The organism is Nitrosomonas communis (assembly GCF_001007935.1).
In the GTDB taxonomy this organism is placed as follows: domain Bacteria; phylum Pseudomonadota; class Gammaproteobacteria; order Burkholderiales; family Nitrosomonadaceae; genus Nitrosomonas; species Nitrosomonas communis.
This window is the reverse complement of sequence record NZ_CP011451.1, coordinates 1,230,147-1,256,380: the sequence shown is the minus strand read 5'-3', so window position 1 is coordinate 1,256,380 and position 26,234 is coordinate 1,230,147. Positions and strand designations below refer to the sequence as shown.

Annotated in this window: 25 protein-coding genes; 18 read left to right on the top strand and 7 right to left on the bottom strand. The window is 47.3% G+C overall.

All coding sequences use genetic code 11. From position 1 onward, the window contains the following. Positions 1 to 3: 3 nt before the first annotated feature. Entirely contained in the window at positions 4 to 726 is a 723-nt protein-coding gene (gene yihA / locus AAW31_RS05705; protein WP_046849505.1) for a ribosome biogenesis GTP-binding protein YihA/YsxC, read from the top strand. Between the two features lie 74 nt (positions 727 to 800). Next, positions 801 to 1,808, top strand: a complete 1,008-nt coding sequence (gene hemB / locus AAW31_RS05700) for a porphobilinogen synthase (protein WP_046849504.1) — start codon at positions 801 to 803, stop codon at positions 1,806 to 1,808. Positions 1,809 to 1,826: 18 nt separating this feature from the next. Here the strand turns inward: hemB and AAW31_RS05695 are convergent, their stop codons facing one another. Then, complete coding sequence (locus tag AAW31_RS05695) at positions 1,827 to 4,142, bottom strand: penicillin-binding protein 1A (protein ID WP_046849503.1); 2,316 nt, start codon at positions 4,140 to 4,142, stop codon at positions 1,827 to 1,829. Between the two features lie 236 nt (positions 4,143 to 4,378). Between AAW31_RS05695 and AAW31_RS05690 the strand changes: the two genes are divergently transcribed. The 5 genes from AAW31_RS05690 (at position 4,379) to pilQ (ending at position 9,471) form a co-directional block, all read left to right on the top strand. Further along, positions 4,379 to 5,482 carry a pilus assembly protein PilM gene (locus tag AAW31_RS05690; protein ID WP_046849502.1) on the top strand — a complete coding sequence of 368 codons (1,104 nt, stop codon included), beginning with the start codon at positions 4,379 to 4,381 and terminating at the stop codon, positions 5,480 to 5,482. Next, positions 5,479 to 6,066: a PilN domain-containing protein gene (locus AAW31_RS05685; RefSeq protein WP_046849501.1), complete on the top strand. Its 588-nt coding sequence runs from the start codon at positions 5,479 to 5,481 to the stop codon at positions 6,064 to 6,066. The genes AAW31_RS05690 and AAW31_RS05685 overlap by 4 nt, the downstream gene beginning before the upstream one ends. Before the next feature lie 122 nt (positions 6,067 to 6,188). After that, on the top strand, positions 6,189 to 6,815 hold the full coding sequence (locus tag AAW31_RS05680) for a type IV pilus inner membrane component PilO (RefSeq protein ID WP_046849500.1): 627 nt from the start codon (positions 6,189 to 6,191) through the stop codon (positions 6,813 to 6,815). After that, complete coding sequence (locus AAW31_RS05675) at positions 6,812 to 7,339, top strand: pilus assembly protein PilP (protein WP_046849499.1); 528 nt, start codon at positions 6,812 to 6,814, stop codon at positions 7,337 to 7,339. Before AAW31_RS05680 ends, AAW31_RS05675 begins: the two co-directional genes overlap by 4 nt. Further along, complete coding sequence (pilQ, locus tag AAW31_RS05670; RefSeq protein ID WP_052752103.1) at positions 7,339 to 9,471, top strand: type IV pilus secretin PilQ family protein; 2,133 nt, start codon at positions 7,339 to 7,341, stop codon at positions 9,469 to 9,471. The genes AAW31_RS05675 and pilQ overlap by 1 nt, the downstream gene beginning before the upstream one ends. Before the next feature lie 144 nt (positions 9,472 to 9,615). On the opposite strand, the gene trmL is transcribed toward pilQ, so the two are convergent. After that, entirely contained in the window at positions 9,616 to 10,086 is a 471-nt protein-coding gene (gene trmL, locus AAW31_RS05665; protein ID WP_046849498.1) for a tRNA (uridine(34)/cytosine(34)/5-carboxymethylaminomethyluridine(34)-2'-O)-methyltransferase TrmL, read from the bottom strand. A 10-nt stretch (positions 10,087 to 10,096) separates the two neighbouring features. Continuing rightward, positions 10,097 to 10,804 carry a ComF family protein gene (locus tag AAW31_RS05660; protein ID WP_046849497.1) on the bottom strand — a complete coding sequence of 236 codons (708 nt, stop codon included), beginning with the start codon at positions 10,802 to 10,804 and terminating at the stop codon, positions 10,097 to 10,099. A gap of 160 nt (positions 10,805 to 10,964) precedes the next feature. Between AAW31_RS05660 and bioB the strand changes: the two genes are divergently transcribed. Genes bioB through bioD form a run of 5 tightly spaced genes read left to right on the top strand, consistent with a single transcriptional unit; the run spans position 10,965 to position 15,559 of the window. Next, complete coding sequence (gene bioB, locus AAW31_RS05655) at positions 10,965 to 11,924, top strand: biotin synthase BioB (RefSeq protein WP_046851541.1); 960 nt, start codon at positions 10,965 to 10,967, stop codon at positions 11,922 to 11,924. A 12-nt stretch (positions 11,925 to 11,936) separates the two neighbouring features. After that, positions 11,937 to 13,109, top strand: a complete 1,173-nt coding sequence (bioF, locus tag AAW31_RS05650) for an 8-amino-7-oxononanoate synthase (RefSeq protein ID WP_046849496.1) — start codon at positions 11,937 to 11,939, stop codon at positions 13,107 to 13,109. Positions 13,110 to 13,125: 16 nt separating this feature from the next. Then, positions 13,126 to 13,884 (top strand): pimeloyl-ACP methyl ester esterase BioH, encoded by a 759-nt coding sequence (gene bioH, locus AAW31_RS05645; protein WP_046849495.1) that lies wholly within the window; start codon positions 13,126 to 13,128, stop codon positions 13,882 to 13,884. Further along, positions 13,874 to 14,755: a malonyl-ACP O-methyltransferase BioC gene (bioC, locus tag AAW31_RS05640; RefSeq protein ID WP_046849494.1), complete on the top strand. Its 882-nt coding sequence runs from the start codon at positions 13,874 to 13,876 to the stop codon at positions 14,753 to 14,755. The genes bioH and bioC overlap by 11 nt, the downstream gene beginning before the upstream one ends. A 60-nt stretch (positions 14,756 to 14,815) precedes the next feature. Next, the gene (bioD, locus tag AAW31_RS05635; RefSeq protein WP_309567524.1) at positions 14,816 to 15,559 is read left to right on the top strand and encodes a dethiobiotin synthase; all 744 of its coding nucleotides are present in this window, start codon (positions 14,816 to 14,818) and stop codon (positions 15,557 to 15,559) included. 96 nt (positions 15,560 to 15,655) lie between these two features. Here bioD and pip read toward each other — a convergent pair whose 3' ends face one another. Continuing rightward, positions 15,656 to 16,618 (bottom strand): prolyl aminopeptidase, encoded by a 963-nt coding sequence (gene pip / locus AAW31_RS05630; RefSeq protein WP_046849493.1) that lies wholly within the window; start codon positions 16,616 to 16,618, stop codon positions 15,656 to 15,658. 476 nt (positions 16,619 to 17,094) lie between these two features. Between pip and AAW31_RS05625 the strand changes: the two genes are divergently transcribed. From AAW31_RS05625 to AAW31_RS05605, 5 genes are all read left to right on the top strand, one after another. Continuing rightward, complete coding sequence (locus tag AAW31_RS05625; RefSeq protein ID WP_046849492.1) at positions 17,095 to 18,258, top strand: patatin-like phospholipase family protein; 1,164 nt, start codon at positions 17,095 to 17,097, stop codon at positions 18,256 to 18,258. A 12-nt stretch (positions 18,259 to 18,270) separates the two neighbouring features. Next, the gene (locus tag AAW31_RS05620) at positions 18,271 to 18,993 is read left to right on the top strand and encodes a TerC family protein (RefSeq protein WP_046849491.1); all 723 of its coding nucleotides are present in this window, start codon (positions 18,271 to 18,273) and stop codon (positions 18,991 to 18,993) included. A gap of 41 nt (positions 18,994 to 19,034) precedes the next feature. Beyond that, complete coding sequence (locus AAW31_RS05615; RefSeq protein ID WP_046849490.1) at positions 19,035 to 19,460, top strand: universal stress protein; 426 nt, start codon at positions 19,035 to 19,037, stop codon at positions 19,458 to 19,460. A gap of 299 nt (positions 19,461 to 19,759) precedes the next feature. Then, positions 19,760 to 21,550: a GspE/PulE family protein gene (locus AAW31_RS05610; protein ID WP_082110347.1), complete on the top strand. Its 1,791-nt coding sequence runs from the start codon at positions 19,760 to 19,762 to the stop codon at positions 21,548 to 21,550. Positions 21,551 to 21,601: 51 nt separating this feature from the next. Continuing rightward, positions 21,602 to 22,147 carry an REP-associated tyrosine transposase gene (locus tag AAW31_RS05605; protein ID WP_309567522.1) on the top strand — a complete coding sequence of 182 codons (546 nt, stop codon included), beginning with the start codon at positions 21,602 to 21,604 and terminating at the stop codon, positions 22,145 to 22,147. Here the strand turns inward: AAW31_RS05605 and AAW31_RS20460 are convergent. Then, complete coding sequence (locus tag AAW31_RS20460; RefSeq protein ID WP_144412862.1) at positions 22,144 to 22,425, bottom strand: hypothetical protein; 282 nt, start codon at positions 22,423 to 22,425, stop codon at positions 22,144 to 22,146. The genes AAW31_RS05605 and AAW31_RS20460 overlap by 4 nt on opposite strands. On the opposite strand from AAW31_RS20460, the gene AAW31_RS23055 reads away from it, so the two are divergent. After that, complete coding sequence (locus AAW31_RS23055; RefSeq protein ID WP_258920416.1) at positions 22,426 to 22,560, top strand: hypothetical protein; 135 nt, start codon at positions 22,426 to 22,428, stop codon at positions 22,558 to 22,560. Positions 22,561 to 22,735: 175 nt separating this feature from the next. On the opposite strand, the gene AAW31_RS05600 is transcribed toward AAW31_RS23055, so the two are convergent. Together AAW31_RS05600 and glnE are read right to left on the bottom strand one after the other, a co-directional pair. After that, positions 22,736 to 23,164 (bottom strand): pilin, encoded by a 429-nt coding sequence (locus AAW31_RS05600; RefSeq protein WP_046849488.1) that lies wholly within the window; start codon positions 23,162 to 23,164, stop codon positions 22,736 to 22,738. A 196-nt stretch (positions 23,165 to 23,360) separates the two neighbouring features. Continuing rightward, complete coding sequence (glnE, locus tag AAW31_RS05595) at positions 23,361 to 26,153, bottom strand: bifunctional [glutamate--ammonia ligase]-adenylyl-L-tyrosine phosphorylase/[glutamate--ammonia-ligase] adenylyltransferase (RefSeq protein ID WP_046849487.1); 2,793 nt, start codon at positions 26,151 to 26,153, stop codon at positions 23,361 to 23,363. Between the last annotated feature and the right edge of the window lie 81 nt (positions 26,154 to 26,234).

The window sequence follows — 26,234 nt, the reverse complement described above, 5'->3', positions numbered from 1 at the left end:
TATATGTCATTATTTCAAAATATCCATTTTTATACTACCGTCAATCGTTTGGTAGATTTACCTCGAGCATCTGGTCTGGAGGTTGCTTTTGCTGGACGTTCAAATGCGGGTAAATCCAGTGCCATTAATACGCTTGCCAAACGTGGTCGTCTTGCTTATGTCAGTAAAACACCCGGCCGAACCCAGCATATCAACTTTTTTCAACTTGGGGATAGTCACTTTCTGGTTGATCTTCCTGGCTATGGTTATGCCAAAGTGCCTTTAGCCATCCGTCAGCATTGGGAGCATCTCCTCAGCACTTATCTGCAGACTCGTGATGTGCTATACGGCATGGTGCTCATTATGGATATTCGTCACCCTTTAACCAAGCTTGATCTCCAGATGCTGGAGTGGTTTTCGCTCACAAAAAAACCAGTGCATATTCTATTAACCAAAGCAGATAAATTGAGTCGCAATCAAGCGGCTTGCGTGCTGAAAAATGTAAGACATTTTTTAACTGAACGATATCCACACTGTACAGTGCAGCTTTTTTCCAGCATGATGGGGTATGGTATTGAAGAGGCCACCGCAATTTTAACGGATTGGTTTGGGCCAGCCGGAGCAAAGATTGATCAGCATCATATTGAATTAGAGGCAAAAAAAACCCCGGTTAAAGGGGAAAAACCGGGGGGAATCGCCTTATATCAAAGGCCCCGCCTCAGGGAGGGAAGGCGAGAGACGAGTTAAAATATCGCCTCCCCTTAAGAGGCAAGATTTCTTAGTAAGTTCCATATTAATATTTTATTTTTTGATGATCAATCATGTCATTTATTAGTCAATTCCCACAAAAGAGAATGCGGCGCTTACGTCGTGACGATTTCTCCCGCAGCTTGGTACGAGAAAATCATTTGCGAACAGATGATTTAATTTATCCTGTTTTTGTACTAGACGGAAAGCAACGAAAAGAACAAGTGGTTTCTATGCCGGGTGTTGAGCGATTAAGTCTGGATTTACTCATGCTTCAGGCTGAGAAGTGCTTACAACTTGGAATCCCCGCTATCGCTATTTTCCCGGTGATTGACTCTTCCCTCAAGAATTTGACTGCAGACGAAGCACTTAATCCAGAGGGGCTGGTGCCACAAATTGTCACTCAGTTAAAGAAGAATTTTCCAGAGCTAGGGATTATTACTGATATAGCGCTTGATCCATATACCAGTCATGGTCAAGATGGTTTGATTGATGCGAATGGTTATGTGATGAATGATGAAACCGTTTTGGTTCTGGCGCAGCAGGCGCTTGTCCATGCCCAGGCAGGAGCGGATGTGGTTGCCCCTTCGGATATGATGGACGGGAGGATTGCCGCTATCCGTGCAGCATTGGATAGCAATAAATTTATTCATGCACGCATTCTTGCTTATTCGGCAAAATATGCTTCCAGTTTTTATGGTCCATTCCGAGATGCAGTAGGTTCTTCCGCCAATCTGCGGTCGGGTAACAAATATACTTATCAAATGGATCCGGCCAACTCGGACGAGGCATTATGGGAAGTTGGGCTGGATTTACAGGAAGGCGCTGATATGGTCATGGTAAAACCAGGCTTGCCTTATCTTGATATCGTGCGCAGAGTAAAGGATAAATTTGGCGTCCCTACACTGGTTTACCAAGTCAGTGGCGAGTATGCTATGCTCAAGGCAGCCGCAATGAATGGCTGGTTAGACGAAGAAGCCTGTGTCATGGAGTCCTTGTTGTCATGCAAACGCGCAGGTGCAGATGCTATCTTGACCTATTTTGCTTTGGATGCGGCTACTTGGCTCAGAAAAAATCTATAAACCTGAGAAATCCTCTTTTCAGTATAACTGATTCCACAGCGCTTCTATCGAGTCAAAATCCTCAGTAGGTAACTCGGCCTGAGGGGGGAGCTGTTCGTTGAAAAAATATTCACTCATCGCTCCTCTCTCATCTCTCAAACCGGTTTCCGGATTAATTCTGGCTACCATGATGCCTTGGGGAGGAGTATAAGTCGCAACAGGGATATTTTTTAACGCCTTTTCCATATAGTTTATCCAGATGGGTAAAGCGACACGTCCTCCAGTTTCATTCTTACCCAATGTTTTAGGTTCATCAAAACCTGCCCAGCTTACCGTGACCAAATTCTTCTGAAAACCACAAAACCAGGTATCAATAAAATTACTGGTTGTGCCTGTTTTTCCTGCGATATCCTTGCGACCGAGTCTTTTTGCCATGGTGGCTGTTCCTCGTTGAATCACATCTTGCATCATACTGGTCATCAGAAAGGCATTCCGTGGATCAATCACCTGCTTGGCATTCATCCCGGCAATAACAGGTTGAGCATGTTCAAGAATTCTACCCTCATCATCTTCTATTCTTTCGATGAAGTAAGGATGAATGCGAAAACCGCCGTTAGCAAAAGTGGCATACCCAACGGCCATTTGCAAGGGTGTCACAGAGCCTGCTCCCAGCGCCATGGGTAAAAAAGGAGGGTGACGATCACTATCAAAACCAAAGCGAGTAATATAATCTTGGGCGTAGCGCAGTCCAATGGATTGAAGAATTCGAACGGATGCCAGGTTTTTTGAATGAGTCAGTGCAACACGCATGCGTATTGGACCGCTGAACTTGCCATCAAAATTTTTAGGTTCCCAAGACTTGCTACCCGTTTGCGCCGCATCGAAAAATAAAGGCGCATCATTGATAATCGTTGCGGGTGTAAATCCTTTTTCCAGTGAAGCGGAGTAAATGAATGGTTTGAAGCTGGAGCCTGGTTGTCTCCATGCTTGGGTGACATGATTAAACTGATTGAGATTGAAATCAAATCCTCCGGCCAGAGCACGAATCATCCCATCAATCGGATCAATGGCAACGAGTGCGGCTTCAATTTCGGGAAGTTGGACAATTTGCCAGACATTTTTCTCATTCTTTTGTATCCGAATTAATGCTCCTGGACGAATTCGCTGATTACCAATCTTAGGGTCATCGGTAAGAAATCTTTTGGCAAACTTGAGTCCATCTCCGCTAATCTGTATCACTTCTCCACCCTTATGATAAGCTTTAACAGAATTTAAGCTGGTGGTTAGCACTACAGCAATGAACATATCGTAGCTATCATGAAATGGTTGCAGCGCTTCTTCCAGATTTTTTTTCAGGTTGGCATCATTTCTGGGTAAATCAATGAAACCTTCTGGGCCTCGATAACCATGACGGCTATCATATTCTAATGCGCCTTTACGCAGTGCCTGATTCGCGGCCTCTTGATCTGATTTTCTTACAGTGGTATAGACTTTAATGCCACGTGTATAGGCTTCTTCACCAAAGCGTTGATATACCGCTTGTCTGGCCATTTCAACCACGTACTCAGCGGGCATGGCAGAATTCCGTACTTGGCGGTGTATGGGTAACGGTTGCTTTTCTGACTTGGCTAATTGTTCGTCGGAAATATAGTCAAGCTCGTGCATCCGCTTCAACACATAACGCTGGCGTATCTTTGCGCGCTCTGGATTAACGACTGGGTTAAATCTTGAGGGGGCCTTGGGTAATCCTGCCAGCATGGCTGCTTCCGCTAAATTAATTTCATCGAGCGATTTTCCAAAATAAGTTTGAGCTGCGGCTGAGAACCCATAGCTTCTTTGACCCAGATATATCTGATTAATATAGAGTTCTAGAATTTTATCTTTACTTAGACTGTGCTCAATTTTAAATGCCAGTAAGGCTTCGCTGAATTTTCTCGTCAAAGTTTTTTCTTTAGTCAGAAAAAAATTACGTGCAACCTGCATCGTAATCGTACTGCCACCTTGAAGCGCGCCTCCTCCACTGAAATTGGAATAAGCAGCTCGCAGAATACCAATATAATCCACCCCGCCGTGCTGATAGAAACGGTCATCCTCAGCGGCCACGATGGCTTGTTTAAGATAGGTGGGCGTTTCGTTAATTTTTACAAAATTTCTACGCTCTTCTCCAAATTCACCGATGAGTAACCCTTCCGCGCTATAGATCCGTAACGGTATCTTAGGCCGATAATCCATCAAAACTTCGAGCGAAGGTAATGTCGGGATAACAACGAGTGCTGCAAAAACGATTAGTAAAACACCAATCATGCTTGCTCCCAGCACTGCTAGAAAGAGATAGGCCAGCCAACGAAATAACATGAGATATAAAATTTCTAACTATGAGGAATAAAAATCAATTGCTAATTATAGAGGGTATATCTGCTGTTTTTGTATAAATCAAACTCTTTTGGAATCTGCCAGAATAGTTTACCCAGCATATCAGTTTGCTAAAGAAAGTTAGATTGACTCGAAGGATTAAACATGCCGATGAAAATTTTTGCATGTCATCTGATAATTACAATACCGCACTTTAAAATATTGTTTCTAATAAATCAATGTTGAATAAAAGCTTTGATATCAATCTCAATTTCTTTTCTACCAGATCGTCACGACTCTTAGGGGTCGATATCAGTGCTTCGTCGGTGAAAATGATCGAGCTTTCCATGACTAACAAAGCTGAGAACACATTATGCCTTGAGCGATATGTCATTGAACCAATGCCGAAAGAAGCTATTCTTGATGGAAATATCAATGATCTCAAGGAAGTGGGAGATAGCCTTCATCGTGCATGGAAGCGTATGGAGACACGTGTAAAAAATATCGCCCTTGCACTGCCCGCGGCTGCTGTCATTACCAAAAAAATCATCATGTCCGTTGGCCAACGAGAAGATGATTTGGTCTTTCAAGTTGAAACAGAGGCGAATCAATATATTCCATTTACACTGGACGAAGTAAATCTCGATTTTCAGGTCATCAGAGCAATACCTGAGAATCCAAATGAGGTAGAAGTCCTGATCGCTGCTGCACGCAAGGAAAAAGTGGAAGATCGGGTTGCTGCTGCATTAACGGCTGGTCTAAAAGCAGTCGTAATCGATGTCGAGCACTTCGCTGCCCAAACTTCTTTTGAGTTAATTGAGCGTCAGTTACCTGGAGGAGGCAAGGATCAAGTGATTGCACTGGTCGATATCGGTGCGAGTACTACCCGTCTAAATGTTCTTTGCAATGGTGAATTTGTGTATACACGGAATCAACCGTTCGGGGGAGCTCAGTTAACTCAGGAAATTCAGAATCAGTTTAATTTGACATATGAAGAAGCAGAAGCAGCCAAGCGCAATGGGAGTTTACCCAACAGCTATCAGACGAATGTGTTGCAACCTTTCTGCGAAACACTTGCGCAGGAGGTGAAACGTGCTTTGCAGTTCTTTTTTACTTCTACCCAATATACTCGGATTGATTATATTTTTCTTTGTGGTGGATGCGCAACAGTTCCTGGTTTGGGGGAGATGATGACTGAATGTACCCAAGTGATGACACAAATCGCTAACCCTTTTGTCAATATGGAGCTATCTAATCGTATCCCCCTCAAGCAGCTGAAAGTAGATGCACCCTTATTAATGACTGCCTGTGGATTAGCAATGCGGGGCTTTGATCCCTCATGATTCGCATTAATTTACTTCCGCACCGTGAACTTAAACGTAAGGCACGCCAGCAGCAGTTTGCCATACTGGCTGGAGCCGCTTGTGTTCTTGGCATACTGATTGTCTGGGCAGGGCATGAGGCTATCCTGGGAAAGATTGAGTATCAGAATAGGCGTAATCAATACCTGCAGAGTCAAATTGCTATTCTTGATAAGCAAATTGTAGAAATCAAACAAATCAAGCAGCAACTCAAGGAAGTGCTCGCACGCAAAGAGGTCGTGGAGGCATTACAAGTCAATCGCACTCATGTTGTTTATATGTTAGATCAGCTGGCTAGACTAGTGCCAGATGGGGTATATCTCAAGAGTCTCAAGCAAACTAATGAGCACATCCATCTTTCTGGCTATGCGCAATCAAATGCATGGGTATCTACCTTAATGCGGAATTTGGACGCGTCACCCATATTTGAATCTCCTCTATTGATCGAGATCAAGGCAGTTAATGTCAATAATGTGCGTATGAATGAATTTGATTTGAATGTGAGGCTCACCGAGTTATTGACTAGCTGGGATAATGGATCTACGCCAGCGCATATTTCCAATTAGCTAATTCCATTTCCAAATCAAAAATGGCGCGAAGGTGAGCCGCAGACAGTATCAATCATACGGCAGGGTGAAGCCGACAAAGGCAGTTTTGATTTAGAACTGGAATAAAAAGGTGGATGAGGATGAATTTATCAGAACAATTGCGGCTACTTAACCCCAATGATCCCGGTAGCTGGCCGCTAGCCATCAAGGTCTGTACATTGATCAGCTTGCTGGTGGCAATTGTCGCGGTAGGTTATTTTCTGGATTGGCAGGAGCAGTCAGAAATGTTTGAAAGGGCTGAAGCAGAAGAAGTGACGCTTAAAGAAACTTATCTGATCAAAAAAAGAAGCGCTGTCAATTTGGATATTATGCGGCAGCAATTACAGGAGATCGAGCAGACACTAAGTTTGATGTTGAAACAATTACCCAATAAATCTGAAATAGATGCTTTGCTGGTAGATATTAATCGGGCTGGTTTAGGACGGGGATTGCAATTTGAGTTATTCAAGCCCGCAGCGAGCGAAACGATCAAAGAAATTTATGCTGAATTACCCGTAACGGTACGTGTCATCGGTAACTATCATGACATCGGTGCTTTTGCCAGTGATGTTGCCCAATTACCACGGATTGTAACGTTAAATGATATTAATATTACTCCCGGGAAGGAGCAAAATCTGGTGTTGAACGCTGTCGCAAAGACCTTTCGCTATCTTGATGATGAAGAGCTTGCTAATCAGGTCAAGAGCAACAGTGGGGGAAATAAATGATCAAGTGGTTTCCTCATTTATGGCGTGTGTGGCTTGTTATTGTTTCGGCCTCGGCCTGTAGTGAAGGTACCTACAATGATCTTGAAGAGTTTGTGAACCAATCTGGAGAAGGGTTGCGTGGCAAGGTCGATCCATTACCTCAGATCAGGCCTTTTGCTCAGTTCAATTATGAAGCATTTAACGTTTCCGATCCTTTCAATGCACAAAAAAACATTCCATCCAGCAAGCATGACACGCTTCAGCCTGATCTGAAACGGCGCAAGGAAGCGTTGGAGAATTTTCCGCTGGAAAATCTGACCATGGTTGGAACATTGCAGCGAAACAAGCAAATTTTTGCATTAGTGAGGACGCCTGATAATACCGTGCATCGTGTCAAGGCTGGTAATTACTTAGGCCAGAATTTTGGATTGATTACCGATATTTCCGAGACAGAAATCAAGCTAAAAGAAATCGTGCAAGATGGTGTCCATGTTTGGATCGAGCGCCTGAGTACGCTCGTATTGCAAGTGCAGGTGCAGAAATAATGAGAAGGATGATAGCAAGAGAGCTTTTCTACGGGTGGCGATATGCTGCCTCCCAACTCATACTATTATTGATATTATTTCAGGTTTCCATCGTCGCGGCCGATAATCCGGCGCGTGTGACATCAATGCAGCAGAACAGAATCAATGCAATCGATGTGGTTAGTAATCGAAACAGACAAATCATAGTGAAAGTATCGCTTGATCAACTGCTTGATACGGCTCCTGTAGGCATTTCTTTAAACAATCCGGATAGAATTTATTTTGATTTTATCAATACGGTTAATGCACTTGGTAAAAGAGTACAAGCAGTAGGGGAAGGAGATTTGAAGAGCATTGACATTGTTCAAACTGAAAACCGTACCCGCCTGGTGATGAACTTGTTAAAGCCGATGACCTATGAGACTAAAATGGTAGGAAATCAACTGTTTATTTCACTAAATGGACTCAATGCAAAAAAAACTGTCCATACTCCCGTTTATCCTTTTAACAGCGTAGATATGCAGGAGAAAAAGCTGTTGAGCCTGCAAGATATCGATTTCAAGCGTGGCCTGAATGGCGAGGGCCGTGTGGAAGTCGACCTTTCCGCCCCAGGCATCGGCGTCGATGTTCGTCAACAGGATAACTGGATCATGATCGAATTTATCAACGCTTATTTGCCTCCTCATTTAGAGCGGCGTGTGGATGTGGTAGATTTTGCCACACCGGTGCAAACCATAGAAACCATGACCAAAGATAATAACGTACAGATGGTCATCAAATCCAAAGGACGGTGGGAGCATACTTCCTATCATGCAGGGGCGAGATTTATTCTGGATGTCAAACCGATTGTTGAAAGCGAAGATGTGCCTGCCCACAGGAAATTGCTCACAGGAGGGTATACTGGCGAGAAACTATCGCTTGATTTTCAGAATGTGGAAGTCCGCTCAGTTTTGCAGGTTCTGGCTGATTTTACTAATCTGAATATTATTGCCAGCGACTCAGTTAAAGGAAGTCTTACTTTGCGTCTGAAAGATGTCCCCTGGGACCAAGCTTTGGATATTGTGCTTCAGTCCCAGGAGCTCGATAAACGTCGAGTAGGTAACGTCATTTTTATTGCTCCACGTGAGGAATTAGCTGCCAGGGAAAAAACCGAACTGGAGTCTCGTCAGCAAATTACTGAATTAGAACCTTTGCATACTGAGACTTTCAGATTAAATTATCGGACAGCCAGTTCAATTCCTCTCAAAGGGATTTTGAGTCAACGTGGAACGGTAGAAGTTGACGATATCAGTAATACTTTGACCGTCACCGATATTCCTATCAGACTGGCAGAGGTCGCCAAACATATCAGAAATCTTGACACTCCTGTGCGTCAAGTCATGATCGAGTCCCGTATCGTGGTCGCAACGGATACCTTTAGTCGCAATCTAGGCGCCCGGTTTGGCGTACAAAGTGCTCATCAGATTGGAAACCGTAATCTGGGAATCTCCGGCAATCTGGACAGCTCCAGCTCACTTGCTACTGGCGCTGCCCCGGGCGGTGGTCAGAATCTTAACGTCAATTTACCAGCTGCTGCGATTGCGGGTGCAGCAGGGGGACCGGCTGCTTTAGCGCTGAGTTTAATCAAGATCAATGATGATTCGCTAATCAATTTGGAATTATCTGCACTGGAATCAGACAGTAAAGGTAGAGTGATTGCCAGTCCACGCCTGGTCACAGCTAACCGCGTAGAAGCAACCATTGAGCAGGGGACCGAAATACCTTTCCAGATTGTCAGCCAGCTTGGAAGGCCGCAGATTCAGTTCAAAAAAGCTGTACTAGCTCTCAGGGTAACGCCACAGATTACTCCAGATGACAACATTATCATGAAGCTGCAAGTTAATCAGGACACCCGTGGTCAAGATACACCTGCTGGTCCAGCGATTGACACCAAACAAATTACGACTGAAGTACTCATTGAGAATGGTGGCACCGTAGTAATTGGTGGGATTTTCGAGCGAGCAGAAAATATAGCGAATAACAAGGTGCCTTTGCTCGGTGACGTGCCGATACTCGGTAATATCTTCAAGAATAATTCAAGGCGGGATGATAAGCGGGAGCTTCTGATTTTTGTCACCCCTCGGATTTTGAATGAAAATTTAAGCATACGCTAAACAATTAAAGCTGGACTTTGCAGCTAATGGCTAGCTCGGTTGTTAAGATGATCCATATAATAGCCTTTCTTATCAATTGCATGCTTATCCTCCTGTTTCCGCTGCTGTACCGATATGTCACCACAGCCGGCTCAGAAATCGAGGCTAACATTTCCCGTTTGCGATAAACCCAAGCTGTCGCCAAGCTTCGTAGATTACGATGGAAACAGCATTAGCAAGATTCAAGCTGCGACGGTCAGGCAGCATGGGAATATGAATACGTTGCGTATTGGAAAAGCTCTCCAGAATTTCAATCGGTAATCCACGGGTTTCTGTACCAAACAGAAAAACATCTTCAGGGTGATACTTAACCTGATCATAGCGTTGGGTTCCTTTGGTGGACACAGCAAAAATACGCCGTCCTGGTAAGCTATGCATACATTCTTCCCAACCTTTGTGTAGCACGACATGAGCAAATTCATGATAGTCGAGTCCGGCCCGGAGCAGCTGCCTGTCATTCAGAAGAAACCCTAACGGTTTGATCAGATGAAGTGTAGCGCCTGTATTGGCACAGAGCCGGATGATATTGCCCGTATTAGGAGGAATCTCAGGTTGATAGAGAATAACGTTCAGCATAAGGCATATTCTATAACATAGTCTGATGATGCTCAGTAGCTTTGATTAAAGCGGATGACGGCATTGCTCTAGCGATCACCCATACACTTACCCGGGTTGCGCCGTGTTTACGTACCACCTTGTCCAATTCATTCAGTGTGGCACCGCTTGTCATGACATCATCCAGTAAGGCAACCTGCTTATGTGCGAGACTCGTAGTACATTCAAACGCATTTTGCATATTAGTTAGCCGTTTCTTCCAGGATAACTCAGTTTGAGAAAACGTGTCTCTGGTACGCACACAAGCATGAGGCAGCAAGGGAACATTGATTTGTCTGGATATATGTCGACTGATTTCTAGCGCCTGGTTAAAGCCTCTCTCCTGTAATTTAATCGGATGAAGCGGAACAGGGATGATGACATCGGGTAGAGGGCAGTGATTCATTTTTGCGAGCAATAGATTGGCCAAGATGGGCGCCACAGTCAGGTTACCTTGATATTTAAGCGAATGAATCATGGCATCGATGGGAAAAACGTATTGTAGTGCTGCAAGCGCCTGTGTCCATACTGGCGGATGCTTGAGGCAATTACCACAAATACAGGAATCTTTTGTGGGCAATAAGCACAAAGAACAATGTTCAGAAGGTAATTGGGGTAAGCTCTCACGACAGGCACGACACAGATCGCTTTCGCAGTCTGCCAGGCATAAAAGACAATTGGTTGGGAACAGGGTTTGCACAAAATTTAATCGCCTGTTCAAAAATTTTGAAAGAAAATTTGACAATTGAAGCGTGATCCTTGATGATTCCTGGCACTATATTATAGATCGAGCAAAATTTTCTGACCTTATCATGATTGAATCCAGTACCAAGTCTATTGCAAACGAAAAAAAGCAATCTATGGGTGAACAACAGGATCGCAGCCGTATGGCACTATGGAGCGTTCCACAAATCCAGGCCTTACTGGATCTCCCTTTCACTGATTTGGTTCATCAAGCGCAAACCATTCATCGGCAATACCATGATGCCAATGCCGTTCAATTATCTACGCTGATTTCTGTTAAAACAGGTGGCTGCCCGGAAGACTGTGGTTACTGTCCCCAGGCCGCGCGCTATCATACCGGGGTGGAGAATCAGGATATGCTGTCGCTGGATACCGTTGTGGCCGCTGCCCAGGCAGCCAAGGCGGAAGGTGCGACACGATTTTGTATGGGAGCAGCCTGGCGTGGCCCCAAACAACGTGATATTGATAAAATGAGCGAGATCATTGTGGCTGTGAAGGTGCTGGGACTTGAAACCTGTGCGACTTTGGGCATGCTGAAACCAGGGCAGGCCGAGCAGCTCAAACAGGCTGGCCTGGATTATTACAATCATAACCTGGATACCTCACCCGAGTTCTATGAAGAAATCATTAGCACACGCGACTACCAGCATCGCCTCGATACCCTTGAGGAAGTGCGCAAGGCAGGCATCAATGTGTGCTGCGGGGGGATTGTGGGTATGGGGGAATCCCGGCTGGCTCGCGCTGGATTGATTGCCCAGCTGGCCAATCTGGATCCTTATCCTGAATCAGTGCCGATCAATTATCTGGTGCAAGTTGAAGGAACCCCGCTTTATGGTACGGATCCCCTTGATCCGTTCGAGTTTGTACGTACCATTGCAGCAGCTCGTATTACGATGCCGAAAGCGATGGTCAGGTTATCTGCAGGAAGACGGCAAATGTCAGAGGCTGTGCAGGCATTATGTTTTCTGGCGGGCGCTAACTCCATTTTTTATGGAGACAAGCTGCTGACGACAGGTAATCCCGAAACAGAAAGCGATAAAGCCTTATTTGACAAATTGGGATTACGCACCCTCTAGCCGGGAACAGGCATGCTAACACATCTCTCAGCCAAACTGAGGGAGCGCGAAAACGCGGGGTTGTACCGTCGCCGGTTAATGCTCGAAGGTCCTCAGATGGTTCATGCTGCGATTGAGGGAAAGCATTATCTTGCTTTCTGTAGCAATGATTATCTAGGCCTTGCTAGCCACCCCGCATTAATTGAAGCGGCCTGTGCGGGCGCCCAACGTTATGGCGTGGGGTCAGGTGCATCCCATCTGATCTGCGGCCATTCTCTGGCCCATCACACGCTCGAGGAAGCGTTGGCCCATTTTGTAGGGTTACCCCAGGCATTACTGTTTTCTACCGGCTATATGGCCAATATGGCGGTGATCACGTCGTTGGTCGGTCGTGGTGATGCGATTTTCGCTGACAGGCTCAATCATGCTTCTCTCAATGATGCAGCGCTGCTTTCCAAGGCAACCTTTAAGCGTTATCCTCATCTTGACTTGACAAGGCTGGAAAGGTATCTGGCGGACTCAGACGCAAGTGGTAAACTCGTCGTCACCGATGCCGTGTTCAGCATGGACGGTGACATCGCTCCTGTCGTTGAACTATTGGCGCTATGTGAGCAGTATGGTGCCTGGTTGTTACTGGATGATGCTCACGGCTTCGGCGTGCTCGGCAAAAACGGTAACGGTGTGACGCATGCGTTTGATAAATTTAATGTGCGCTCACCGCACTTGGTTTACATGGCCACACTCGGTAAAGCAGCGGGTGTTTCCGGTGCTTTTGTTGCGGCTCAATCCGACATAATAGAAACACTTATCCAATTTGCGCGCTCTTATGGTTATACCACTGCTACGCCTGCGTTATTGGCGCATACCCTCATGACCAGTTTGTCATTGATCAAGCAGGAAGCATGGCGGCGTGAAAAATTAATCAAACTTATCACGCAATTGAAAACCAGCCTGCACTCATTGCGTTGGCCATTAATGCCTTCCATGACGCCCATTCAGCCATTGTTGGTAGGAGGCAATGACGAGGCCATGCATTTAAGTGCAGCGTTAAGTGACAGAGGCATCCTGGTGCCTGCCATCCGCCCGCCTACTGTTCCGGAGGGAAAAGCGCGCTTGCGCATTTCCTTATCAGCTGCCCACCGGGAGGAAGATGTTGAGCAATTAAGTGAAACATTACATGATTTGGCAAAAATCATCTCATCATAAAAAATAGTCATGTGATATGAGTCGGCTACATGTAGAAATTTCAGGCAAAGGGCCTGATCTCGTGATGTTGCATGGCTGGGCAATGCACAGTGGTATCTGGGGCAGTATCCGCGATCAGCTGGCGCGTCATTTCCGGCTGCATTTGGTGGATCTGCCAGGTCATGGCCAGAGTCCAATGTGGGAAACATATTCACTCGAAGCCATCGTAACCAGTGTTGCGGAGATTTTGCCAGCGGAAAGCATCGTTTGTGGTTGGTCACTCGGTGGGCAAGTAGCCCTCAAGCTGGCTTTATCTTTTCCCACGCAAGTGAGTCAGCTTGTTTTGGTCGCCACCACCCCTTGTTTCGTCAAACGGGAGGATTGGCAGTGGGGAATGGATCAATCTACGCTGCTGCTTTTTATGGAAAATCTGGAGCATCATTATACCCAGACGCTCAACCGTTTTTTTACCCTGCAGGTCAATGGTGGATGTGATATGACACATGTATTAGCGCAAATACGTGAACATTTTTTCCAACATAGGCAACCCGATGGTCACGCGCTCAGGGCCGGTTTACAGATCCTGCTGACCACCGATTTACGGAGAAAATTAGCGGATATTTCTCAACCTGTCTTACTGTTGCATGGAGAAAATGATGTGATCACACATCTGGATGCAGCCAGATGGATGCACCAGCAATTGCCTCACGCAAAATTAGTCGGCTTTCCACATTGTGGTCATGCCCCGTTTTTATCGCATCCGAATCAATTTATAACCAGCCTGTATGATTTATGATCACATTTTAGATAAGCGTCAGTTGCGTCAAGCATTTGAACGAGCTGCAGCCAGCTATGATCAAGCGGCCGTTCTGCAGCGGGAAGTGGGGGAACGCATGCTCTCGCGCCTTGATTACATCAAATATACGCCCGATTGGATACTGGATATGGGCAGCGGTACCGGCTATGGCAGCCGTAAGCTTATTGAGCGCTATCCGCATAGCAAACTGCTGGCCTTGGATATCGCACTCGCGATGCATTTGCAAGCACGTCAACCTGTTCCCCGATGGCAGCAATGGTTACCGTTGGGTAAGCGCGCTATGACGCATTATGTGGGTGCGGATATCGAACAGCTTCCACTGCGCGATGCATGTGTCGATATGATTTGGTCAAATCTAACCATTCAGTGGTGTAACGATCTCAAGCAGACCTTTGCGGAAACCCATCGTGTTCTGAAAAAAGGGGGGCTGCTGATGTTTAGTACTTTCGGTCCGGATACCTTGAAAGAATTAAAGCAGGCCTTTAAAACAGTGGACAGTTACAACCATATCAATCGTTTTATGGATATGCACGATATCGGCGATCTGCTGGTGTATAGCGGCTTTGCCACGCCTGTCATGGATATGGAATACATAACGCTCACTTACCAGGAAGTGATGGATATCATGCGTGATCTTAAAACCATCGGTGCGCATAATGTGACACATGGCAGACAGCGAGGCCTGACTGGGAAAGGGAGATGGCAGCAAGTCGTGAAACATTACGAATCATTCCGTCAGGCTGGCAGGCTGCCGGCGACCTTCGAAGTGGTCTATGGGCATGCCTGGAAACCAGAGCCACGACAAGCGGTTCTCAATCCAGAAACCAGACGGAAGCTCGGTCTGGAATAAATGGTTATTTCAATCCCCAATCAAACATGACGCGAAGGCGAGCTGCAGACAGTATCCATCATGCGGCAAGGGGAAGCCGACCAAGTCGGTTTTGATTTAGCAATGGAATTAAACACTATGCCCGCAGGCTACTTCGTAACCGGTACGGATACCGCTGTAGGTAAAACTCTCACAAGTTGCGCGTTGCTATATGCATTTGCCAGGGCAGGTAAATCGGTGATTGGGATGAAGCCAATCGCAGCAGGGTGCGAAAACGGTAAATGGATGGACGTGGAACGTCTTGTTGAAGCCAGCAACCTATCAGCAGCACGTAAATGGATTAATCCTTATGCGTTAGTGCAGCCGATGGCACCGCATATCGCAGCTGAGCAAGCGGGTCTCGTGATTGATATTGCAACTGTTCAACGGGCTTTTCAAGTGCTGTGGCAAATGGCAGAAATGGTCATTGTCGAAGGGGTCGGGGGATTTCTGGTGCCGCTGGATGACCGCTACGATAGCAGCGATTTGGCGCGCGCATTGAAATTACCTGTGATACTGACAGTAGGATTGCGGCTGGGTTGTCTCAACCATGCCTTGTTGACTGCCCGGGCTATTCATGCAAGCGGGTTAACCCTGGCAGGCTGGGTAGCTAACCAGATTGATCCTCATATGGAATGCCAAGCAGAAAACATTCGTGCCTTGCAACAGCGCCTGAATTGTCCTCTGCTTGGTGTTTTGCCGTTTAATGAACAAATAGAGGCAAGAGAATATGCTGAGTTGCTCGATATCTCGCAGCTTCTTATTCCATTGCCAAATCAAATCTGACCTGGCCGGCTTCCCCAGGCCGCATGATGGAACGGTTTGCGCTTTGCCTTCGCGTCAGGTTTGATGGGGGATGGAATAATGCAGCAGTTAGCAGAGCTATTTTAGCGGCTTAAGCATGGTTTTGAACTTATCGGTTGCTTGCACCAGCGCCGAGCGAATACCGGGTTCCCATGCAGAATGACCTGCATCCTCGATAATGACATATTCGGCTTGAGGCCAGGCATGGGTTAAGTCATCTGCGCTGATGATGGGACAAACGGCATCATAACGTCCCTGCACGATGGTAGCAGGCATGCCGTGCAGTTTTTTGACATTATCCAGCAACGCATTGTGTGGCAAGAAGATATCATGACTGAAATAATGGGCTTCCATGCGTGCAAGCCCGAGCGCAACCGTATCACTTGTAAAATAATTGACGGTTTCCGGACTGGGCAGCAAAGTGGAGCATCTGCCTTCATAACGACCCCATGCACGGGCGGCAGGCATATGGATGGCGGGCTCCGGGTCCATCAGGCGCTGATAATAAGCGGCAAGGATATCTTTTCGTTCATGCAGGGAGAGGGGTGCCACAAACTCTTGCCAGGCTTCTGGAAAGAAATGGCGCAGTCCATAAAGAAACCAGTCGATTTCGCTTTTGCGGCAAAGAAAGATCCCCCGCAGAATGAATCCCAGGCAACTTGAAGGGTGTGCTTCTCCGTATGCAAGCGCCAATGTGCTGCCCCAGGAGCCGCCGAATACCAGCCACTGTTCGATACTCAGATATTGTCGCAATGTTTCGATATCCTCGATAAGATGAGGCGTGGTATTGTCCCGAATTTCACCCAGCGGTGTAGACCGCCCCGCTCCACGCTGATCGTAAATGATGATGCGGTAGTAGGCGGGATCGAAGAAACGGCGATGATTGGGTGCTGATCCAGCACCTGGGCCACCATGTAGAAACAAGACGGGTAAACCGTTAGGGTTGCCTGATTGTTCCCAATAAAGGGTATGCCGCGCATCGACTGGCAGCATTCCTTGTTGATAAGGCTCGATTTCCGGGTAAAGCTCGGTATGTGACATGTTATCCTTTTATCATTGATGGTATAAATCTGGCAGTTTACTGATTGCGGAGATATTGGAAAAGCAAAAGAAATTGCTGAGAGCTTCGCCATTTACCTATTTGCTTATTGCCTGTTTGTTTGAAATAGTGCCCTGATTCCATTTCCTAATCAAACATGACGCCAAGGCGAGCCGCAGACTGTATCAATCATACCGCAAGGTGAAGCCGACCAAACCAGTTTCGATGTGGAAATGGAATGATAAGACAGGATAACGATTGAAACAGTATACCTGGCTAAAGGAAACGATTATGATGCATATTTCATAGCAGAGCGTGAGCGTTCCATATGACAGGCAGAAATAGCCATGTTAATGGGTGAATAGCAGAATAATTTGAACATCCAAAATAAGCGGGTAACAGCATCACTTATTACAAACGAAGCGTTGTGGTGCTTGAAAAGCTGAGAAAAAAAATTAATAGCCAAACTGAATAGCCAGTGAGTGAGCCGAATAATACTTTCGCACAATCATCTAAATTAGGCTTGTTTTTGACAGGTGGAGGAGCGCGCGCTGCTTATCAAGTAGGAGTGCTGCGTGCCATTGCTGAATTGTTGCCTTCTCCTGCGCATAGCCCTTTTCCTGTTATTTGTGGAACTTCGGCTGGTGCGATTAATGCAGCAGGTTTGGCCATGTCGGCCACTCATTTTGCTACAGGTGTGCGACAACTGGAGGCAGTGTGGGGAAATTTGCACGTTGACCAGGTGCATCGGGCAGATCTCCTTGGTGTGATCCGCAACACGGCTCACTGTGTGGGTTCCTTACTGTCGAGTCAGGCCAATAAAAAGGCACCTTTCGCACTGCTCGATAATGCTCCCCTGAGAACGCTGCTTGGCTGCCGTCTGCCGTTTCGTGGTATTCAGCGAAGTATCCACCTCGGCGCCTTGCATGCATTGGGGGTGACCGTTTGGGGATATACTTCAGGACAATCGGTCACGTTTTATCAAGGGAATGAAAGTATTCAGCCCTGGAGCCGCGTGATGCGTATAGGAGTGGCGTCACGTATTGGTATCCAGCATTTGCTTGCTTCTTCGGCGATTCCGCTTATTTTTCCAGCCGTCCGGCTCAATCGCGAATATTTTGGCGATGGTTCTATGCGACAGCTCGCACCGCTCAGTCCAGCGTTGCATCTGGGAGCAGATCGTATCCTGGTGATCAGTGTGAACAAAAAAAGAGAAATCCCCTTTGAGCGTGTTAAAGTGACAAGTTATCCACCCGTCGCCCAGATCGCGGGTCATATGATGAGTAGTATTTTTTTTGATAGCCTGGAAGTTGATCTGGAGCGTCTGGAGCGCATTAATGGCACGTTAGCGCTTATTCCACCTGAGGCAAGAAAAGAGGGGGGCGTTTTGCTGCGCCCCATCAAATCGCTGGTAATATCACCGAGCGAAAGAATCAGTGAAATCGCGTGGCAGCATGCTTATTCGTTACCACGCACTATGCGCTATTTATATCGTGCTGTAGGCGCAATGAGTCCGAGCGGTTCGAGATTGTTGAGCTATGTTCTCTTTGAGGCTTCTTATTGTCGCGCCTTAATTGATCTTGGCTATCGTGACACGATGCAACAGCAAGATGAAATTCTTAAATTTATTACCATGTCTTGAGAGAAATTGAATATGGATTTTTCTGATCCCCAGTTCTGGTTTGCGGCATTACAAATTATTGCGATTGACATCGTACTTGGGGGAGATAATGCGGTCATCATTGCCCTTGCTTGCCGGCGGTTACCTGAGAAGCAACGCAATCAAGGGATTTTCTGGGGAGTTTTCGGTGCAATAACGATACGTGTCATCCTGGTTTTCTTTGCGATTAATCTGTTGGCACTTCCCTTCCTGAAACTTGTGGGCGCGCTGCTGCTGCTGTGGATCGGGATCAAATTACTGCAGCCGGAAGCAGCAGGTGATGGACATGAAATTGATGCCAGCACAACCCTGCTGGGTGCTATTAAAACGATTATCATCGCGGATACTGTCATGAGCCTGGATAATGTGATCGGTATTGCTGGTGCTGCGCGGGGTGATCTTACGCTGGTAATTTTTGGGCTCCTGGTAAGTGTGCCAATCATTGTCTGGGGCAGTAAGCTGGTCATGAAACTGATGAACCGCTTTCCCCTGACCATTTTTATTGGAGCTGGGTTGCTTGGCTGGATCGCGGGAGGCATGGCCATAACTGACGCATTGACCAGAGAATGGGTCAATATGCATGCTGCTTTTCTACACTGGCTCATGCCGATTGGTACTGCATTAGTTGTGATCGTTACTGGCAAGTGGCTGGCAGCGAGAGCACAGAAAAATATAGCTTTGATTGATCTTACGAATGACACCAATAAACCTATGTAACATTGAATCAGTCATAAAAAACAAGTGAGGGGGAGTGCATCATGTTAAAAATACTGCTGCCAGTAGATGGGTCTGATGCTTGCAATAAGGCCATTGCTCATTTTATTCAGTTGCTCAACTGGTATAAGGAAGTACCGGAAATTCATCTGCTCAATGTGCAGTTTCCATTGCCTGGTGATATTTCGACGTTTATCAGTCAGACAAATATCAAGCAATATCACCAGGATGAAGGAATGAAGGATTTAAAATCAGCGTGTGATTTATTAGATCAGGCCGGTATCGCTTATCAGTACCATGTGGTGGTAGGGGAGGTAGCAAAAATGATTGTTCAGTTTGCGGCAGAAAAGCAATGTGATCAAATTGTCCTTGGTCCGCGCGGGCTTGGCACGGTCCAGGGTATGCTGCTGGGTTCAGTCGCCAGTAAGCTGATCCATCTTTCACCGATTCCGGTTCTTTTGGTCAAATAACAAGAATCAGGTGTAATTCCTGCGCTATTAGCGAAAATGCCCGTTAGGTAAATCATGTTAAATAGCTGGACAAGAAAGGGTAACTAAAGGGTAACCACGTCCTGTTATTCAGAATATAGACACTCGCTACCTGAATTCAGGTAGCGGATTAAGATCAACATACTTTGCGCGCGTTTAACAGGCAAATGCGCTCAGCTTTTCCTGAATACTATCGTTTTGCGGGGATAGTAAAGCTGGCCAGCTAGTGAGCATTGCTTGCAAGCAGCGACAGAAACAGCAATTATTGGCAAACTCCAGCTATGATCATTTATGATCATTTGATATCAACGGCGACTATCTCAGCTGCTGAACTTGAGCAGGCTGTGCGATATGCGCGTGAAAAAGAATGCGATTTGGAAGAGGTGCTCATCGATTATTTTCAGATCAAACCGGCTCAAATTGGTGAAGCGCTGGCGTATTACTTCCAGGTCCAGTATGAACCGTACCGGGCTGACCGGATTAAACCGTTCGAGGTCTTGAAAAATCTCAAACGGGATTTTGTCGAAAGCAATCACTGGCTGCCAATTGATGAAACCAAGGAAGGTCTGGTGATATTGGCGCTCGATCCGGAAAGAATCAAAGCAATGCGCGTAGTCAATCAGATTTTTCCCAAGCATACCATCATCTATACCGTCTGTACCCAGCGAGAATTCAAGGCGACAGTGGATTTGTTCTATGGGAATGAAAAAGGCATTGCTTTGCAAGATAGCGGCAATATCGATGAGATGCTTTCCAAGCTTAAAGAGGACGAGGAAGAGCCGCTCGAGGAAATCGATGAGGCTTCCGCAGCTTCTGAAAACGAACTGGTCAAGCTCGTCAACAAGATCATCATGGATGCTTACAGAATGGGCGTTTCCGATATCCACATTGAGCCTTATCCTGGCAAGGAAAAAACCAAAATCCGTTTTCGCAAGGATGGTTCGCTGATGCCCTACATCGAAATTCCAGCCAGTCATCGCAATGCATTGGTAACGCGGATCAAGATCATGTGTGACCTGGATATTTCTGAGAAGCGCAAGCCGCAGGATGGCAAAATAAAATTCAGACGGTTTGCCCCGCTTGATATCGAGCTGAGGGTGGCCACGCTGCCTTCTGCGGGTGGATTGGAGGATGTCGTCATGCGTATTCTATCAGCAGGCGAGCCGATCCCACTCGAAAAAATGAATTTTACTGTCCGTAATCTGCAAGAACTCAAATCCATCATCAGCAAGCCTTATGGCTTATTTTTCGTCTGTGGTCCGACCGGCTCCGGTAAAACGACCACATTGCATTCAATTCTGAAACACCTCAACACGCCAGCAACCAAAATCTGGACCGCAGAAGATCCCGTTGAGATTACTCAGAAAGGGCTGCGTCAGGTGCAGATCAATGTCAAAGCCGGCCTCACTTTTGCCACCGTGATGAAGTCCTTTCTGCGGGCGGATCCGGATGTCATCATGGTCGGGGAAATGCGCGACAGGGAAACGACCAGCCTCGGGATTGAAGCCTCACTAACCGGCCACCTGGTAATGGCTACTCTGCATACCAACAGTGCGCCAGAATCGGTTATCCGTCTGCTGGACATGGGAATGGATCCCTTCAATTTCTCTGATGCCTTGCTCGGCATCCTGGCGCAACGCCTGGCGAAACGTTTGTGCCAATGCAAGAAACCGCATACTGCCAGCCGGGAAGAAATCGGGATGCTGCTGATGGAATATTGCGAAGAATTGAGACATATCGAGTATTTCAAGGCTAACCCTGAGGCAGCTTATCAGCAAATTGAAGCGCGCTGGCGACAGGAATATAGTAATGAGCATCAACAGATTACCCTGTACGAGGCGGTCGGTTGCGATCAATGCAATGGCACGGGTTACTCAGGGCGCGTGGCGCTGCACGAACTCCTGACGGCGACTGATGCCCTCAAAAAGAACATCCAGGAGCATGCGCGCGTCGCTGACATGTTCGTGACCGCGCTCACTGATGGCATGGGTACCCTGAAACAGGATGGGATTGATAAAGTGTTGCAGGGGATAACGGACATTCATCAGGTAAGAGCGGTGTGTATCAAGTAATTTCTTTCTCTAGTGTAGGGCGCAATAACCAGCGGGTATTGCGCCATATACTTGAATATCGCTACTATGCCTGATTACCGCCGCCTGTGGCATCCTGGTGGCACCTATTTCTTTACTGTTAATCTGTTGCGGCGGCATGGCAACCCTTTGCTGATCCGGCATATTGATGTGCTGCGTGGCGTCGTTGGCCGGGTTCGAAAGGGTCACCCGTTCCAAATTTATGGCTGGGTGGTATTGCCTGACCACTTGCACTGCGTGATAGCGTTACCGCCAGGCGATGACGATTTTGCTATGCGCTGGCGTTTGATTAAAATGGGGTTTTCCAAGGCGCTACCAAAGAATGAACGGTTATCCGCAGTACGGGTGAGACGAGGTGAACGAGGCGTCTGGCAGCGGCGTTATTGGGAGCACCTGATTCAGGATGAGGCGGATTATCGGGCGCATATGGATTACGTCCACATCAATCCAGTGAAACATGGATTGGTAGAGCGTGTCGCAGATTGGCCGTATTCAACCTTTCATCGATGGGTGGCGCAAGGTGTCTATCCATCTGATTGGGCCGGTGGAACGGAAGACAGCTTGAGCTATGAAGACTAGCAACTGTAGGGTGCAATAAGCGCAGCGCATTGCACCGGATAGTGAAGTGAGGCACTACGCGTGCTAGGTTCAAACGCCGGATGCGGAATACAAAGTATCGGTGAAGTTAAAACCGCACGTTCGATGATATGGGAGAGGTAACGGACATAGTTGTTAGTCCGACCCGATCGCGGGTTTTTAAAGAAAACACTCAGGCTTTCCCGGGGGTGAGATAGTAGCGTGTAGCTTGTAGGGTGCAATAAGTGTAACGCATTGCACCAGATGATGAAGTAGGGCACATGCGGCGCAATGCCCGTTGGTTATTACGCCCTACGCGGGCTGATGGCATGGGTACTTTGAAACAGGATGGCATTGATAAAGTGTTGCAGGGGATAACTGACATTTATCAGGTAAGAGCGGTGTGTATCAAGTAATTTCTTTCTCTCGTGATCGGGTCGGGATAACGGATTGTATCCGTTATCCCGACCCGATCGCGGACTGATATTCATCAGTCGAGGATAGTATGTATCCAGTAGAAGGATAAGATAAAAAAACACCCCATTATTGGGGTGTTTTTTGGTAGAAATTCAATATCTGTTAAAGATTAAATTAACAGATAGCAGCAGCTACACAACTGCCAGTTTTTACCCATTGTATGGGAGAATCCTTAGTGGCGGCAGTTCCAGTAAGTATATAAGTTTCTTCATTTAAGCCGTCTTTATCTTTAGCCGCTTTCATAGTAATTGCAGCAGTTAATTCAGCATTACCACCGACTGTACCAGATTGTACATAACCATTTGCGCCAACAGCAGCTGGTACCCCATTAGCTCCATTGGTACAGTTAGTCATATCACGCTTATCTTGGAAACAAGTTTCAATACCAAGTTTGAGTGGGGCAGCAGCAGCCACAACTTCGCTAAACCTGGCTTTTTTGGTGTAGGTTTGATAAGACGGAATCGCCACCGCCGCCAAAATACCAATAATGGCCACAACAATCATTAACTCGATCAAAGTAAAACCTTTTTGCATTTGCTGCATGAATCATTCTCCTTTCGGTAAAAAACACTCAGTGAGTGCATGGACTAGTAGAGCAGAAATAATCGCGCACTATCTTTTAGTTAAAAGAATGCCGTTAGCATCATAACGGCATTCCAGAAAAGGTTTAGTTGGAAATAAGCGGTTTATTAGGTGCTTTTCTTAAATTAACATGGAATAATCCTGGAGCCCGCTAGGCTTATCCCCCAAATACCTGTTCCCATAGCTGCAATACCGCCATGCGCGCGTGGCTTAAATCATCGGCTTCGATGCGGGCAAAGTTACCCGATTTTTCCGAGGAAGCCGCTGAGCTTTCCAGCTTAGGCCCGGCATTCAAGCGCAGGCGGTGTTGCACGCGACGAAATTCACGGTAGCCTGTCCACACTTGCTGGGCGGTTTCAGCCGGAATGAGCCCCAGCTCACTGGCTAGTTTCAGCAGCGCGATATTGCCGATATTGCCGGTGAGTTGCGGGTACTGGTGCGCGTAGCCAAGCACCAGATATTGCACGATGAATTCCACATCGATGATGCCGCCGCGGTCATGTTTAATATCGAACAGCGTCGTCGGGTTAGGGTGGGCATCCAGCATTTTCTCGCGCATCATCAGGATATCCTGCCTGAGCTGAGCGAGGTCGCGCGCTTGACATAGAATTTCCTTGCGGGTTTGTTCAAACAGCTTGCCCACATGCGGGTCACCCGTGACGAAGCGCGCACGCGTCAAGGCCTGATGCTCCCATACCCAGGCTTGAGTATGCTGGTATTGGGTAAAGGCTTCGATGGAAGAGGCCAGTAATCCGCTGGCGCCATTCGGGCGCAGGCGTAAATCTGTTGCATATAATACCCCGGCTGAGGTGGGGCTGGTGAGCCAGGTGTTGATGCTTTGCCCCAGCTTGGTGTAAACCTCCTGTGCATCGGCATGGTTATCCTGATAAAGAAAAATGATGTCGAGATCGGATGCGTAGCCCAGCTCTTTTCCGCCCAGTTTGCCGTAGCCGATGATAGCGAAAACGGGTTGTTCGCGGTGTTTTTTCTTCAGCCACATCCAGGCGAGGTACAGTACATTATCGAGAATGAGATCAGCGAGCTCGGTCAGATGATCGCTGAGGGTTTCCAGCAATAGCTTTCCTTCCAGATCGATCGCCAATAACTGAAATACTTGCGCATGTTGAAAATGCCGCAGCACATCCATTTGCCATTCCGTGATATTGCTTTTGGGGCTGTCCACATGGTTGAGTTGGCGCGTCAGCTCTTGCCTCAGTGCCGGCCAGTCCGGTAATTGATACAACCCACGCGGTGTCAGCAGTCGGTCGAGCAGGATGGGGTGTCTGCCCAGATAATCGCTAGCCCATTGACTGGCGCTGACGAGTTTGGTCACGCGCGGCAGGGTTTGGGGGTGTTCCAGCAGCAAGGCCAGGTAAGCAGCTTGCTGGCTGATATGCTCCAATAATTGCAGCATGCGTTCCAGTGTGGCTTCCACCGGTGGAAACTGAGCAATGGCCTCTACCAGAATCGGCATCAGGGATTTGATTTTTTGCTGGTTGGCTGGCGATAATTGCTGGAAAAAATAACTGCCATAACATTGCTGGATGCGCGCCGAGATTTTTTCTGGTTCGGTAAACCCCAGCGTCGTCAGCTGTGTGGTGGCGGCTTCCACCTGAGTCCTGTCTCCGGCCTGCTCCTGCCAGAGGCTTGCCAGGATGTCATGAGCTGGCGATTTGCGTGGCGCGGCGAAGATCAATTCAAAGTGGCGCGCGACATGGTTGCGGTGGATATCGAGCTGTTGCAGAAACTCGGCAAAGTCGGTATAGCCCATAGCTGCGGCAATTAATGCCTGATCTTCAGGATTATCAGGCAGATTCTGGGTTTGTTGATCATCGAGGTATTGCAGGCGATGCTCCAGCTTGCGCAGAAAGCGGTAGGCCTCGATGAGCTCAGTGATGGTTTGAGCAGGAATCGGCTGCTTTTGCTGCAAGCGGTGCAGGGCGGTCAGCGTGGGGCGAATGCATAGATCGGCATCCCGTCCTCCCCGTATCAGTTGAAAAACCTGGGTGATGAATTCAATTTCACGGATACCGCCCGGGCCCAGTTTAATGTTGTCATGCATTTCGCGGCGATCCACTTCCTTGCGTAGTTGCGCATGCAGGCGACGCATGGCTTCATAGGCCTCAAAATCCAGGTATTTGCGAAAGACAAACGGGCGGGTGATGTCCTCCATCAGCACCACTGATGCGGTAGCCGTTCCTGCTATGACCCGGCTCTTGAGCCAGGCATGGCGCTCCCATTCCCTTCCTTGCGTCACAAAATAGTCCTCCAGCATTGCGAAGCTGATGGCCAGCGGGCTGTTTTCTCCGTGCGGGCGCAGGCGCATATCGACCCGGAAGACGTAGCCATCCACCGTGTAATCATTTAAACTGGCAATCAGCTTGCGCCCGAGGCGAGTAAAGAAGTCATGGTTGGAGATCGATTTTCTGCCATTCGTTTCGCCATCCTCTGGGTAGATGAAAATCAGATCGACGTCGGAGGAAACGTTGAGTTCTCCTCCTCCGAGTTTGCCCATGGCAACGACTAATAATTGCTGCGGGGTTGAACTTTTTTCGCCGATAGGTGAACCAAACTGGTTGGGATGCGTCATCCAGTTCTGATGATGCGCGAGCGCAAAACGAATCGTGACCTCGGCCAGATTGGTCATCGTAACCATGACTTCAGTCAGATCAGCCATGCCGGCCAGATCACGCGCAGCCAGACACAGTATGACCCGTTTACGGAGCTTACGCAGGGCGCTGTGCAGACTTGTTTCATCCACGGTATGTTCCGGGCAGATTGCGCTGAGGAATGCGAGCATTTCCTCGCGTGCAAAAGGGCGATGGGAATGTTCAATCAGATCAGTGCGTAAATCAGGCTCGCTTTCTAATAAACGACGTCCATAACGGCTGAAACGAAGGAGACTTTCCAGCGCTGATTCAGTAGGGGGATGGATGCTGTGTAAAAACATATTCAAGGTTAAAATAAAGCATGCTTGATTTGCTAAGATCAGTTATGTCACTAAATAGATAAAAGAGTATTTTGTAGGGGA

Excerpts from the sequence above, each read along its gene's own strand:
- yihA (WP_046849505.1), top strand. The coding sequence starts at position 4 with ATGTCATTATTTCAAAATATCCATTTTTATACTACCGTCAATCGTTTG.
- hemB (WP_046849504.1), top strand. The coding sequence starts at position 801 with ATGTCATTTATTAGTCAATTCCCACAAAAGAGAATGCGGCGCTTACGT.
- AAW31_RS05695 (WP_046849503.1), bottom strand. The coding sequence starts at position 4,142 with ATGTTATTTCGTTGGCTGGCCTATCTCTTTCTAGCAGTGCTGGGAGCA.
- AAW31_RS05690 (WP_046849502.1), top strand. The coding sequence starts at position 4,379 with ATGTTGAATAAAAGCTTTGATATCAATCTCAATTTCTTTTCTACCAGA.
- AAW31_RS05685 (WP_046849501.1), top strand. The coding sequence starts at position 5,479 with ATGATTCGCATTAATTTACTTCCGCACCGTGAACTTAAACGTAAGGCA.
- AAW31_RS05680 (WP_046849500.1), top strand. The coding sequence starts at position 6,189 with ATGAATTTATCAGAACAATTGCGGCTACTTAACCCCAATGATCCCGGT.
- AAW31_RS05675 (WP_046849499.1), top strand. The coding sequence starts at position 6,812 with ATGATCAAGTGGTTTCCTCATTTATGGCGTGTGTGGCTTGTTATTGTT.
- pilQ (WP_052752103.1), top strand. The coding sequence starts at position 7,339 with ATGAGAAGGATGATAGCAAGAGAGCTTTTCTACGGGTGGCGATATGCT.
- trmL (WP_046849498.1), bottom strand. The coding sequence starts at position 10,086 with ATGCTGAACGTTATTCTCTATCAACCTGAGATTCCTCCTAATACGGGC.
- bioB (WP_046851541.1), top strand. The coding sequence starts at position 10,965 with ATGGGTGAACAACAGGATCGCAGCCGTATGGCACTATGGAGCGTTCCA.
- bioF (WP_046849496.1), top strand. The coding sequence starts at position 11,937 with ATGCTAACACATCTCTCAGCCAAACTGAGGGAGCGCGAAAACGCGGGG.
- bioH (WP_046849495.1), top strand. The coding sequence starts at position 13,126 with ATGAGTCGGCTACATGTAGAAATTTCAGGCAAAGGGCCTGATCTCGTG.
- bioC (WP_046849494.1), top strand. The coding sequence starts at position 13,874 with ATGATTTATGATCACATTTTAGATAAGCGTCAGTTGCGTCAAGCATTT.
- bioD (WP_309567524.1), top strand. The coding sequence starts at position 14,816 with ATGCGGCAAGGGGAAGCCGACCAAGTCGGTTTTGATTTAGCAATGGAA.
- pip (WP_046849493.1), bottom strand. The coding sequence starts at position 16,618 with ATGTCACATACCGAGCTTTACCCGGAAATCGAGCCTTATCAACAAGGA.
- AAW31_RS05620 (WP_046849491.1), top strand. The coding sequence starts at position 18,271 with ATGGATTTTTCTGATCCCCAGTTCTGGTTTGCGGCATTACAAATTATT.
- AAW31_RS05615 (WP_046849490.1), top strand. The coding sequence starts at position 19,035 with ATGTTAAAAATACTGCTGCCAGTAGATGGGTCTGATGCTTGCAATAAG.
- AAW31_RS05610 (WP_082110347.1), top strand. The coding sequence starts at position 19,760 with ATGATCATTTATGATCATTTGATATCAACGGCGACTATCTCAGCTGCT.
- AAW31_RS23055 (WP_258920416.1), top strand. The coding sequence starts at position 22,426 with ATGCGGCGCAATGCCCGTTGGTTATTACGCCCTACGCGGGCTGATGGC.
- AAW31_RS05600 (WP_046849488.1), bottom strand. The coding sequence starts at position 23,164 with ATGCAGCAAATGCAAAAAGGTTTTACTTTGATCGAGTTAATGATTGTT.
- glnE (WP_046849487.1), bottom strand. The coding sequence starts at position 26,153 with ATGTTTTTACACAGCATCCATCCCCCTACTGAATCAGCGCTGGAAAGT.